The following is a 13,222-nucleotide window of genomic DNA, read 5'->3' on the forward strand; positions in this document are numbered from 1 at the left end:
TTTCTTTTTATTATTATTATTCATTGTAACCATTGTTTATCACCGTGTCCAGGTTGTATCAGCATGATTTCCCCATCCTGTGGTATTTGATGCTGTTACACCACTGGGTAAAGCCACCGTTTTAATGTCAGGGTTTGTAATCGTTGTAAAATTAAACGATGCACCTAATCCAGTTGCGGCTAACAAATCTAAAGTTGTGCCAGCGTCTTTTGTCAGTGACGCGTTATTTACCCACGTTGGTAGTGTAGTTACATTTCCAGTAAGGTAGATACGAATGACTTTGTTACCTTCGTTCAGTGTGCCCAAAACAGTAGTTGATGTAGCTGTCAATCTTACGCTACCGGTGGTCGTATCAAATAATATTATTGAACCAGCAGCTGCTCTAGTTCTACCACCATTGCCATAGTTATTATAACCACCAAGGCTTGTTTGAATAGTGGCGGAAGAAAGATTAATCGCGCCAAGGGCAGTACATGCAGTCAATAATGTTAAGTTACCACCAGCTCCACCCGTACCATTTGTAGAATTTCCGCCATTGCCTGCTTGAATAGTGGTGGCAGAAAGATCAACCGCTGTAAGAGCTGTGCATGATGTCAATAAAGTCACATCATTACCACGACCAGCAGAAAAATTACCAGAAGCACCTTCTACTCCTTTTAAAGTGAGACCTGAATTCATTGTAAATGACTCTAATTTTGTACACCCTTTAAAAAGATCTCCAGAAACATTTTTTGTACCTGATCCAATGACATTTAGGTGTCTGATATCAGTATTATCCAATTTATTTTTATTATTGACAGAATCCCATTGAGCTAAAGAATTTATTAATTCAAAGCTGCCTGTTAAGTTTACAATATGATTGACGTATGCTCCTGCAGAGGCAGTTACATTCTCTGGAAGAATTAGTGTTGTAATGTTGTCACCTAGCACCAGATTAGGTATCGTAGCTGGTAATCCTGTCATCGCAGATACATCTAATGTTGAATTTGCTTTTAAAAACTCTCCCCCCACTACAAAGGTGAATGAGGTTCCTGGACCTGTAACTTTGAGTGTTGAGAGATGATTAGTTATTCCAGTTATAGAATAGTTTCCATTTATAACTAGTGTTACAATATCCGTACTTAATCCTGTTAGAGATAGCGGAGCTGATAATCCTACCATTTCTGACAGATCTAGTGTTGCATTCGTAGCTGTTAATGATCCATCCTTTGCCCATGTTGGAATTGAAGATGCTGTTCCTGTAAGTTTTAGAGTGGTTAGCTTATTACTTATTCCCGTTGGTTGCATCGCAGCATTAATAATTAATTGATTAATATCAGGACTTAATCCTGTTAGGTCAACGGTTGTTCCAATCGCTGTTGATAGATCAAGTACTGCATTTGCTGCTGTGAAAGATGGGTTTTTTAACCATGCAGGAATTGCTGCTAATGTACCCACAATAGCAATATTTGTTAAATCTGTTATACCACTTGCATCTGTTATCCTAGACGGGATAGTTAGATTTGTTACTGTGGCTGGAAGAGTGACTTTTGTAATATCCGTACTTATTCCTACCAGAGATAACGTAGATGGTAACCCTGTCATTGCTAACAGACCAAGCGTTGCAGACGCTGCAGTTAATGATCCATCCGTTGCCCATGCTGGAATTGTGGTTGCTGCGCCTGTAAGCGCCAAAGTGGTTAATTGATTTGTTATGCCATTTATAGTTGTTCCCGTAGACGGTATAGTTAAACTCCTTACTGTAGAGGAAAGTGTTACTGCCGTAATATCAGCATTTAATCCTGCTAGATCAAGGGTTGTTCCACTCATCTCGGACAGATCTAGCGTTGCATTTGTCGCAGTTAATGTTCCATTCTTTGCAAAAGTAGGAACGTTTTCAACAGCACCTGTAAGTTTAAGTTTTGTAAGAGCCGTTACACCACTTGCAGATGTTACTGTATCTGGAATAGTTAAGTTTGTTACTAGGGCAGGTAGTTTTATAGTTTTAATATTACTACTTAAAGCAACCAGAGTTAATGTAGAGGTTATACTTGTCAGAGCTGACAGATCTAGAGCTGCATTCTCTGCTGTTAATGATCCATCTGTTGCCCATGTTGGAATTGTTGGTGTAGAACCAGTTAATATAAGGTTAGTTAATTTTGCGTGTCCTGTTGCCAGTTTGAGAGAATTAACGGATGCATTAATGCGTACACTGGTAACATTCGTGGGTAAAGTAACTGAGAGTATTTTGCTAGAAATGCTAGTAAGATCAAGAGGTAAGGTTAACGAAGTCATGTTTGAAAGGTCTAATTCAGCATAGCCTGAAACATTATTTAAATATGAAGGTAACGTAGTGTTCGACGTATACTCTTCTTCCAATATAATTACTGGCAATGCTGGTATTGTTACGTCTAATGCCGAATTAGCATTATCAAGAGTATACGATTCTATTTGTGCTGGCAACATAAGGTAAAGAATGCTGTCATCTAAATCGGGCACTGTATAGGACGTTGGTAAGTTCATCATTAGCCTAAGGTCTAAAGTAGCCCCAGTTGTTGTTAATGATCCATCCCTTGACCAAATTGGAACACTTATTGATTCACCGGCAACAGCTATGCGTGTTAACGTCTTTTGCGCATTAGAAAAGTGAACACTCGCGAGTGTATCAGGAGCAACTATTTCCGTAACATCTGAAGGCAGAACTACCGTTGTAATTTCACTGTTGATGCCAACTAGGTTTAACGTTGTGCCTAATCCAGTCATTGTTGACAGATCTAGCGTTGCATTTTCTGCAGTTAATGATCCATTCACTGCCCACGCTGGAATTGTTGTTGTTGCCCCAGTAAGCTTTAGTGTTGTAAGCGCTGTTACGCCGTTTAGAGTTGTTATGGTAGACGGGATAGTTAGATTCGTTACAGTTGCGGGTAGTATTACAGTTGTAAAATCAGCACTTATTCCTGTTAGATCAACGGTTGTTCCCGTCATTGCTGACAGATCCAAAGTTGCCATTGCTGCTGTTAATGAATCATTCTTTGCCCAAGTTGGAACTGTTAGGGTACCCGTAATAGCTATGTTTGTTAAACCTGGATGAGAACCTACAAGTTGAATTGTTTGCAAAGAGCTAGATGCTTTTATACGAGAAACACCGAGAGGTACGGCTACACTTCCTGCAACAGTTCCTGAAATATCAAGTAAAGAGTTATTAGGATATGTTATTTGCGAGACATCAAAAGCAAATCCCGTTTGTGTTACGCTATTGTTCGTTACCCAATTTGGCAATGTAGTAACCGAACCAGTTAAGTTTACTTTGCTTAATTTAGGATGTCCCTGCGCAAGAGTAACTCCAGCAAGAGAAGACGGAGCTGTTAGCTCTGTAAAATTCACTGGCAAGGTAATATTGCTAACAGAAGAAGGTAAACTGATTTCTTTGGCAATCTTCGGTAAACTTAGAAGGAAATCTGTGCCTTGCAACCCTGTAGCCGATGACAAATCAAGCATTAAATGTCCATATGCAGAATCATCTACAAAACTAAGTGCATCAGAAAGGTTTGAAACACTACCAGTTAGTTTTATAGTTGTTGTGTTAGATGGCAAGGAAATCTTTCGAACATCTGCAGAAAGAGTTCCTTTAAGGCTTTTAATGTCAATGGTGCTTCCAAGATTGGTCATGCTGGACATATTTAAATTTACGCCCGCAGAGTTTCTTATAAATGGAATAGTCGTTGCAGTTCCGTTAATAAGACGTATATTTTTTACATTTGTATTCGTTGTGTTCCAAGACAAATGCATTAAGTTATCGCCAAACTCAAGCGTTGTAACGTTTTCATGTAGAATGACTGCCACAGTATTGGAAGGTAACTTAACCGTCGTTGCATCTTTTGTTGTTAAATCTAAGTGCGTACTTAACGATGATTCTGCAGAAAGATCTAACAAGCCATTGGATACTGTTTGAGTTGGGATTGACGCTTGAATACCCCCTTCCACTGTTTGACCTGACGTGTTGATATAGTGTGCAGATTGTAATGTTTGAACGGGAGGTACTAGATTAATTCTTCGAGTTGATCCAGATACAGTTCCCGCTGCAATTTTGGTTTCTAGATCTGAAATTTTTGAAACAATAGCACGTGTGGTTGTTTTATGCTGTGCAGGTGCCTGGTTGATGATTGTTTCTGTGTTCGTTATTATGTAGTTCAACGCCTCTTCATTGCTTAGGGTAGCACTGACATCACAATAATACCCAGGGTCAGTAAGTCTGACCTTTGTAATATCAGAGGCTAAGCCTTTTAAGTTTAAAATTGGATCTAGCCCACCGAGCTCTGTTACATCAAGTGTACACACAGACGGAACCTTCGCGTTCTGTGTCAACCATGTTGGTAATGTGGTTGTGTTACCTGTTAATTTAAGGGTCTGACCCGACAAATTATTTAACGCAGTACAAAATGCTGCGGATGGCGTTTTATTTACAGGAAAACAAATCTTAACACCAGTACTATCGGTTAAGAAATTAGCCCCGACAGAGGTAATGTTTTCAACAATATTGCTAAAGTCTATTTGAACAGGACCTTCAACCTTTCTTAGGAAGTTATCTCCGATCGTTGTCGTCAAATCCCCTTCTGTAATGATAATTTTGGACAAATGAACACGCTGATTTAATCTGTTGCTTTCTGTGTGTGGTGTTGAATCTTCTACGGCATATTGAGCCAGATTGGTAATTGCTGCAACTGAAGCCGTTAACGTTTCTACATAATCCGAAAGTGAAGATATCTCTATAATTCGTTCTGCAAGACTAACTTCCACTATATGAAGGGGCATCAAGACTACATTAAACATACTGATTATATTTCGAAGATCTAAAGTATCAGGTAATTTTGACAGGTTAGAAATGTCTAATTTAGTGCGTTGTTCTTCAGCTGTCTGCCCAGAAGCAAAAACCTCATTTAAATAAGTATTTGCTGGAGTAGCTTTATATAGCCATGTGGGTAAAGTAGTACTTTCGCCTAATAGCTTTAAATATTGTATACGTGCTGTTCCGAATTTACCGTTATGGTCCTGCTGAAATTGAATATTAGGGTATGCCGTAAGTGTTTTAATTATTTGTTTAGAAATTTTAATAGCAGGTATATTTTCCGATAAAATCAGATCTGTTATATGTGAAGCTTCTAAATAATCAAAATTTAACAACGATAAATCTATAACTTTACTTAAATCTAAAGTGAATCCCTTGTCGCTTGTTTTAGTTTTATCAAATATCCAGTTAGGAAGAAAGCCATCAGTATTTATAATCTGTTCAGGGCTAGTGATACCAGCAGGAAGAAAGCCCCGAGCACCAGATCCAATCAGTTCAAGGCGTTTCAAACTTTTTATACCTTCAAGAAAATATAGATTTGTATAAGCTTTAATAACTGTAGTCGTTGATAACGGTCCCTCACTTACGGGAGTCCCAGAACCATCATCAGTTATCTTCCGAACGGTACGTTTTTTAGTTGTAGGATTGCTTATTGCATAATTAACAACTGCTTGTATATTTTCATTGTAAGGAAGAGCGTTACCACTATGGTCTAGTCTTGCCATATACGTATTACCTAAATCCAAGCGTGTTCCCTGTAAAATTTCTGGATTTAAAATAACCTTAGAAATATTGCTGTTTAACATTGTTAGATCAAGTTCAATGGGTAGGTTCGGAATTCCAGATAAGTCTAAAGTTGCGTTTTCTGCAGTTAAGCGTGCATCCCCTAAATATTCGATAGGCCATGCTCCGCCTGACAAAGATAATCTTATGTCACCGGGTAGAATTATTGTTGAAGGACCCTCTCCATAATTAATATCTCCAGTCAGTTTTATCTTTTTTAACTTATTTGTTCCGCTAACGTTTCTTAGCCTTATGTGTGCGGTTATCTCTTCTGCAGTCGAGGGTAGGATAACAGTTTCAATTTGTTCTGGAAGTAATACTTTTTTTACTCCAGTTAATGAATCAATTCGCATTGTTTTGGAAGAAGTATATCCAACATCACTCAAGTCAATGGTATCATTTACAATTGTTTTTCTTTTTATTGTACGTGTATACAGGGCTCCATTTGAATGACGGTATATAAGGTTTGCGTTTGAAGAATTATCATTTTTAATCGGCATTGTAAATTCTACTGGGCCTAAATAACAGCTAATGCTTAAGGGCGCATATAACGTATAATCTGACGAAACAACTCCATCTAAAAATCTTAGGTCTGTCAAACCTTCACCGTCTTGATTATCCAAAAATATACTATAATCCGTGGTTGAAAAGGGTCTACCTCCTTGAATGGTCTGATTTGATCGTGCAAGATATTTGCTATTATCGGGCAAAATAATGGTTGCAAATTTAGGATTCAAAGTTCTTAAGTTTAACGTAGTCGGTAATTCACCAACATTTGTTAAATCCAATGTCGCGGATCCAGGGGTTGCAGTGTTATTACCGTTAAGGTATTTGGGTAAGGATTTTTGAGTATTCCCAAGAATGGTATTACCTGTCAACACAAGTTTAGAAATAGCACCCACATTAAAGAGTGTATTAAAAAACTCATCACTTTCAGTAGTAGATAGCGTTAGGGTTCTTAGATTATTATGGGGCCAATTGCCAAGAAAGAATATTGATCCAGATGCGGCATAATTCATATCAAGCGTAATCGGAGCTGACCAAATAAACAAAGATATTGGCTCCAAAAGTCTACCAATTGGTGGCAATTCAACATCGAACAGTCGATTTAAGAGAATCATAGGAACTAAATAAGGCGCTAAGAATGGATTTAGTAACAGCACGACCTCATAAGAGACAGAATTTTCCAAATTTAGCATCTTATAATTTCGCCCAGAACCACCTTTTCCAGCAGAAATATTTAATGGATTCTTAAAGTTTAACGATTCCACATTGGGGGTGTTTTGAAGAAAAAAGATCGTTCCACCAAGACCTGCTGTGCCAACATCGGTAGTGTCGAGGTCCGTTACGGCTGATCCGCCAGTTCCTCCAATAATTTTAACTGAATTAAGCGTTAAGGTTTTTAATGCAGAAAGATAGCTAAGACATACAATAGATTGTCCTTCCGTACCAGATTTTATGCTAACATAAGCCCTCAATCTGCCTTTTTTAGAATCAAAAAAACTCTCAGGACCATATTCAAACACTATTTGCGCAAACGTTCCTATTGAAACTAATGTAGAGAATCCTGTCGCCGCAGACTGAATGGCATTAAGTTTTGAGAGAGCACTGCCTAATTTTGCTGCAAAGTTTGGAAATTTCTTTGCAAGAAGGTATAAGAATGGTTTTATTATAAACATTGGTCCTACAGAGTTGCTTTTTAAAGCCCATAGTGTTTTAAGTAGCAGTATGGGAGCCAGAGCTTGAGACACATATCGACCATTACCAACACTTACCAGGTCTAGTGCTTGAATCATAAGGTCATCATCTTGGTCCAAGCCAGGAATCACACTTAATGGTCTGGAATCAAGGTTAAGAGAGATACGTTTCCCAGTATCTTCCGTTTTTCCATTAATTCCTGCAAAATCAATATTCAAGATGTTAACGTCTTCAAGCTTGGTGCAATAACACAAGAAATTTAACCCAACTGACGAAACAGTTCCACCATCAATATGTATTGTTGCAAACGGTGCTGAGAATGATTGCAATTTTGTAAGGTCACATAAAAAGTTATTTTTAACTGTAACGTCCCCAACATTACTGAGTGTAAGGTGAGTAATGGAGGTATTATTTAAGTCAAGATCTCGTAAATAGGGGTAATACGCACTTACGTGTGTAATCGTATTTGGCAAGTTCTCTACATAAGTTAAAGGGGATAAGGATAGATTCGTAAAGTTTGAGGGTAGTCCATTTAAATTAAAACTTCTGGTAGTTTCATAATTTAAATCTAAAGTAGAAACATTCGATGATGTTATATTTTTTATCCACGCTGGCAACGATGAAGATGCGATTGAGTCTATGGCAGATAATATTCCAATTGTATTAATACTGTCATTAATCTTTACGCTTCCCGTGTATGTAGGAAACACAACTGTTTTTATTTTACTGCTTAATCCACTTAAGTCGGGAAAATTCAGTCCTATGGTGTCTAACTGATTAAATTTACTAAGGTTTAAGACAGCCCCATCTGAAAAAAAACTATCTTCGCTTAACCATGCGGGAGACTCAAAACCATTTGTATTTCCAGGAGATCTTAAAATTACATTCTTTAATTTTGAAAGATTTGTACCGCTGATCCCAGACACTATAACGTTAGTATACTGAACTATTTTTAAGTCTGTTACGCTTGTTGGTAAAGAGAGCGTAACAATTTTAATGCTATGTGGACTACGAAACGCATTAACTTTTGTTAATCCCGTAACATTTGATAGATCAAGAACATTAATTTTAAAATTGAGCTTGTCAAAATTAATTTCTTGTGAAAGAGCATCACCGATGACGATTACATTTAACACCTTCGAAGCTTGTATGACCTGTTCTAAATTTAGCTGCGCAACTGTAATTTCTAATGTTTCCAGCTTATTGTATTGTGCTTGAGATAAATCCTGCCCTGTGTAAATCAATCGAGTGATTGCAGGGGCTGATGACGCCACAACAGCATTCGATACATTCGTTGATGTAGTTGTTGTTGGCGTTAATGTTAGAGTGGAATCACTTTTAATATTAACAGCTTTACCAGAGCTGTCTTTTAAAGTTGTGGCTAAAGATGCTGACATAGAATTTTGAACACTCTGTATGACGGAGCTTACATTGGTTAACCCAACACCAGCTGGTATACTTGTTTGCAAGGATTGCAGTGTTGTTCTAATTGCCGTTGTTAACGGTTGCGCATTTGTGTTTAAATTATCGCCTGTAAAAGAAATTTGCGCTGTCGGGCTACTTAATAGAGACACCAAAATTGCTGATGCAATTAATTGTTGCTGGGCAGCTGTATACTTTTCTCCTTCTCCTGCCATTACAATGTTTTCAGAGATTTTTTTAAGTAAAGTTAATCGCTGTTCAACTACGGCTTGTTGGCTTTGAACAAAGACTTGCTCTGTTTGGATAGACTTTAAATATTCGCTTGAAATACCATGTGCAACATCGGTATACGAAATCCAAACTGTCGCCAATAATATTGCAGCAATTCTGCTCTTTTTATTCTTTTTACTCTTATCATTCTTCTTATTTGCTTTTACAGAATCAACCATTTCGCCGTCTTTCATTATTTTTATTTTATTAATATTTTAAAGATTAATAGTTAATGTTTTGTAAAATTTATAAAAAGTTGGGCTATTTTCACAGATGTGATAAAGTCGTCGGACTATTGATTTCAAGTTTTTCAGCAAGTTAAGGACTTAAAGTGATTTTATTGCAAAATATTTCTAAAGCGTATGGTCGAAACACCCTGTTAAAAAGTATTTCATATCACTGTCCAAGTCAGGGGCGTATTGCTTTGATCGGGAATAATGGTGCAGGGAAGACTACGCTTCTTAACATACTGTGTGGTCTTGATAATGACTTTGATGGGTCAATGATTAAGCCAAAGGCTCTGCGCCTAGGCTATCTTCCACAAATTGCAAATCCAACACCTAAAGATACTATTTTAGCCGAAGCCCTAAGCGGGGCTTTGGATTTAAATGCCGTGATCGAAGAGCGCGATGCGGTTCTTGAACACATGGCTGTGGAGTGTGATCAGAAAATTTTTGACCGGTATGAACGCCTTGAACAGCAATTCCAAGATATGGGTGGGTATCGAGTTGTTGATGATACCAAGAAAATTTTACAAGGGCTTGGGTTTAAAGAAGAACAATTTGATGCCCCTGTAGATATCCTGTCAGGCGGTTGGCGGATGCGGTTAGAGTTTGTAAAAATGCTTCTAAACAAGCCTAATTTCTTGATCCTTGACGAACCCACAAACCATTTAGATTTACCAACCATTCTGTGGTTTGAAGAGTATTTAAAAAAGTTTGAAGGGACTATTCTATTTGTGTCGCATGACAAAGATCTTTTGAATCGACTGTCAACCCATGTTTTACATTTGAAACAAGGTGAAATGACGCCCTATGTCGGGAACTTTGATGCATTCTTAGACTCTTTTGCATTGAAGCAATCTCAGCAGGATCACATGGCAAAACAGCTTCGTTTGCAAGCGGAACATATTGAAAAGTTCGTAAATACGTTTAGGGCAACCCCAACAAAAGCAAAGCAAGTTCAGTCACGATTGAAGATGTTGTCACGCCTTCGTATGTTGGAAGATACGATTGAAGTTGATGAGCTGAAGGACACAATGAACCTGTCTTTACGGAATCCATACCCATCGTCAAAAGAAGTCATGAAGGTCGAAGATTTGCGAATTGGATATGATAAACCGTTAACACGTGCCATGTCGTTTACCATTTTAAGGGGTCAAAAGATCGGTATATTGGGTGCCAATGGACTGGGGAAATCTACGTTGCTTAAAACGCTTTTAGGGACTCATCCTGCCGTTGAGGGCGCAATTTCCAGAGGTGTGAAATTTAATCCAGGCTACTTTGCCCAAGAGCATTTAGAAGGTCTTAATGAAGAGCTCTCTATCCTTGAAAACGTTACGCAAAGTTCAAGCGATGCAACGGAAAATGAGGCGCGTGGTTTGCTTGGCAGTTTAGGGCTTACAGGGGAAGCTGTTTTTAAGAAAATAAAGATTTTGTCGGGAGGTGAAAAAAGCCGTGTAGCCTTGGCATCTATGTTAATTAAACGTCCAAATGTGCTTTTTTTAGATGAGCCCACAAACCATTTAGATTTATCGGCCTGTGAAAATTTAGCAAATGCATTATCGGTCTTTACAGGTACCGTTATTTTTGTGAGCCACAACCGTGCCTTTATTCATGAGGTTGCAACGCATCAGATTTATTTAACCGAAAAGGGTCAGGTTAGATTAGAGTCAGTAGAACACGATTAAACTGTTTGCAACGTGCCGCCAACCTGCGGTTGGATCCATTGAGTTGGATTGAGTGTGGTTTGAGATATAGCAACGTGCCGTTGCATGCGTTAGGTTAGATCCGATGTGATTGGACGCGGATTACAAACAACTAATTCTATTGAGTCCAGCGTCACGCTGGCGGTACGTTGCAAGTATCAAGTCGGTCTTTGGTTTTAATCTCAAATCCTTTTAAAAACTCTGTTGTTGGGAGCATTTTACCGCCGGGACGTTGCAATGATGTGATTGCAAGGACAGTACCGTTTCCGCAAGCAATATGCAGTTGATCGTTGAGGATTGTTCCTGGCGTTTGAGAGTGTCGGTCGGAGATAGTGTTTAATCCGCCGATTTTTAAGACAGTATTGTTATAGATCGTGAATGCGCCGGGCCATGGGGTGAATGCGCGCAATTGACGTTCCAATTCAACCGCTGTTTTTCGCCAATCCAACCGTGCCATAGATTTATCAATCTTGGGTGCCATGGTAACGTCATCCACGGGTTGAGGTGTCGCTGGATATTGATCAGGATGATGGAGATAGTCAACGATCATGTCTGCCCCTAAACGTGCAAGTTCATCAAACAGCATTTGACTGGTGGTTGTGGACGTAATGGGGACAGATCGTTTATACAGCATGTCGCCGGTATCCATCCCAACATCCATGTTCATGATCGTAATGCCAGTTTCAGTGTCGCCAGCTAAAATAGCGTGCTGAATGGGGGCAGCACCTCTCCATCGGGGTAAAAGTGATCCGTGAATGTTAATGCAGCCCAGGGGAGGAATATCTAATACGGCTTGAGGTAATATAAAGCCATAAGCTGCAACGACGCAGATGTCTGGCTTGAGCGCTTTAAGCTCGTCTTGGGCTTCAGAAGTGCGTAATGTTTTGGGATAATATACGGGAATATTATGGCGTTCAGCAAGGTCGTGCGTTGCTGATTTTGTAACCTCATATCCGCGCCCCACAGGTTTTGGCGGCTGAGTATATACGGCAACAACATTCAATTTAGCCTCTAATATTGACTGTAATGCAGCAGCTGCAAAAGTTGGGGTGCCCATAAAAACGATACGCATGTGTCCTCTGATATATAAATGCTTTAAGACACATACCATAAGCAACGTGCCATTGGCAACGTGCCGTTGCATCCTTTAAGTTAGATCGGATGTGATTGGACACGGATTACAAAAAAACAACGTTCAACGGTTCATAAATTTATTCGTATAATTCTATTGAGTCTAGCGTCACGTCGATGGATGCAACGGCACGTTGCTTAGATCGGATTCGTTCTGACACGGATTACAAACAACTAATTCTATTGAGTCCAGCGTCACGCTGGTGGATGCAATCGCACGTTGCTTAGATCCGATGTGATTGGACATGGATTATTGTCGTTGAGAATGGTTTGATTGATCAATAAGGGTTCTGATCATAGTGGGGCATAGTCCTGTATATTTTACCATGCTTGCTATTGGATAGTTTTTATCTAAGCAAAGGTTGATGATTGCAATAACATCTATTAATTCCTTTTGTGTTAGAGGGGAATGAGGGGTTAAAGAGTTGTAATAATATGCTGTAGCTTCTGCAGACCAATGATTTAAATCAAGGGCTGAATAAGCAATGGCAACGTTATCTGGGGTTTGTCTAGGAATATCCTGCATCAAGTGTGCTTGAGTTAAGAATTCAAGCCATGCTTTGGTTTCAGGATCTTTTGAATTTTGAAGGCGATCTGAGCCTAGACCCATTTGAACAACGCGAATAATTTTTTGGGTATGTGTGTGGTTTTGATTGTTGAAAACGAGTATCCTATCACTGTCACACTCTAAATCTGTTATCAAATTGTAAATGAATGTGTTGTGAGAAGCATCTGATGAGGGAGCAGGAGCTACCATCGAATTGTCGAGCCATACACTTGAGGATGTAATTTGAAGTTCGGTAGATAGGGAATATAAATCATGATGTTGGATAAATTCTAGAAAGCTATTTCGAACATCAGGTACATAGGGCGCCCACTGAGGTCCAAGAAGACCTAAGGGAACGTACTGTAAAAAAGCGTGGTTGCATAAATGCTGAAGAATTTCAGGAATCTTGATTAATTTATTGAGAGCTAGGGGGTGTGTTGCTTTGGCAAATCGTTGTATATTTCTTGGTGAGATGACTCGGTTGAGAACTGCGTTCCTTTTAATAACAGAGGCTCCACAAGGGAAATGATGTGCAGCAAATCCTGTAGAAATAAGGCTATTGATAACGATTAAATATTGCAGTGCTGTCGTAATAAATCTCATGATCACCCTGAAATGT

At 38.9% G+C, this 13,222-nt stretch carries 4 protein-coding genes; 1 reads left to right on the forward strand and 3 read right to left on the reverse strand.

Annotated elements, in window-relative coordinates:
* Nucleotides 1–39: 39 nt before the first annotated feature.
* Nucleotides 40–9,192, reverse strand: a complete 9,153-nt coding sequence (locus CPBP_RS00690; RefSeq protein ID WP_350332140.1) for a beta strand repeat-containing protein — start codon at nt 9,190–9,192, stop codon at nt 40–42.
* Between the two features lie 137 nt (nt 9,193–9,329).
* On the opposite strand from CPBP_RS00690, the gene abc-f reads away from it, so the two are divergent.
* Nucleotides 9,330–10,907, forward strand: coding sequence for a ribosomal protection-like ABC-F family protein (gene abc-f, locus CPBP_RS00695; protein WP_350332141.1), 1,578 nt, complete (start codon nt 9,330–9,332; stop codon nt 10,905–10,907).
* Nucleotides 10,908–11,058: 151 nt separating this feature from the next.
* Here abc-f and fmt read toward each other — a convergent pair whose 3' ends face one another.
* Nucleotides 11,059–11,997: a methionyl-tRNA formyltransferase gene (gene fmt / locus CPBP_RS00700; protein WP_350332142.1), complete on the reverse strand. Its 939-nt coding sequence runs from the start codon at nt 11,995–11,997 to the stop codon at nt 11,059–11,061.
* 309 nt (nt 11,998–12,306) lie between these two features.
* Nucleotides 12,307–13,206, reverse strand: coding sequence for a hypothetical protein (locus CPBP_RS00705; protein ID WP_350332143.1), 900 nt, complete (start codon nt 13,204–13,206; stop codon nt 12,307–12,309).
* Nucleotides 13,207–13,222 lie beyond the last annotated feature (16 nt).

Origin of the sequence: Candidatus Bodocaedibacter vickermanii (genome assembly GCF_014896945.1) — a bacterium.
In the GTDB taxonomy this organism is placed as follows: Bacteria; Pseudomonadota; Alphaproteobacteria; order UBA6184; family UBA6184; genus Bodonicaedibacter; species Bodonicaedibacter vickermanii.